Source organism: Actinomadura sp. HBU206391, from assembly GCF_014323665.1.
Classification (GTDB): domain Bacteria; phylum Actinomycetota; class Actinomycetes; order Streptosporangiales; family Streptosporangiaceae; genus Actinomadura_C.
Genome location: NZ_JABVEB010000576.1, coordinates 1 through 733 on the forward strand (window position 1 = coordinate 1; position 733 = coordinate 733).

At 62.8% G+C, this 733-nt stretch carries 1 protein-coding gene and 1 pseudogene; both read right to left on the reverse strand.

What is annotated here, in order from left to right:
* Positions 1-53: 53 nt before the first annotated feature.
* A complete protein-coding gene (locus tag HKK72_RS40420; RefSeq protein WP_222721711.1) occupies positions 54-401 on the reverse strand; it encodes a group II intron maturase-specific domain-containing protein in 348 nt (115 codons plus the stop codon).
* A 145-nt stretch (positions 402-546) separates the two neighbouring features.
* Positions 547-690: pseudogene (locus HKK72_RS43075) on the reverse strand (group II intron reverse transcriptase/maturase); the annotation flags it as partial.
* Between the last annotated feature and the right edge of the window lie 43 nt (positions 691-733).

Sequence of the window (733 nt, forward strand, 5' to 3'; positions counted from 1 at the left end):
CACAGATCCGTACGTGAACCTCTCGGTTCATACGGCTCTTGTCATCTTGATCGTCAGACCAGGGAGGCTGCGGTCACCCACGTCCAGTGCGTGAACATCCGGGGATGCCGTACGGCGATTCCCTGCATGCACTCGAAGGCTTTTCGTCTCCTCCTCAGCCGCTTGTACTTGTCGCGGATCCAGCGCACCAGGTAGGCGTTGATACGCATCAAGAGGGGATACAGCGCCGACCGGTAGAACCGGCCGTAGTAATGCATCCAGCCCGCCAAGATTGGATTGATCATCTTGGCGAGCTCGGCGAAGGTGGACCCGATCCGGCGATGAAGCCGCCAGCGGCGGACCTCCTGGCTGATTTCGGTCAGGGCGTCCTTGCTGATCGCAGGCGAGAAAGACAGGAACATCCTGCCGGTCGTGCCGTTGCGAGCCCCGCGCGGGCGGAACGTGAACCCAAGGGAAGGTGAACGAGGTGTGCGGATGTGTTCCGCGTCGTCGACCGTCCTTGCAGTACACGATCTTGGTCTTGTCGGGGTGCAGCCGCAGCCCGGCCTCCTCCATCCTGTTCGCAAGCGCCGCCAGGACCTGGCGGGCCTGGCGTTCGGTCGCACAGTGCACGACCGCGTCGTCGGCATAGCGCTCGAACTCCACAGCCGGGAACTCGCGGGCCAGCCAAGCGTCGAACGCGTAGTGCATGAACAGGTTCGCCAGCACAAGCGAAACCGAAGACCCTTGCGGA

Excerpts from the sequence above, each read along its gene's own strand:
- HKK72_RS40420 (WP_222721711.1), bottom strand. The coding sequence starts at position 401 with ATGTTCCTGTCTTTCTCGCCTGCGATCAGCAAGGACGCCCTGACCGAA.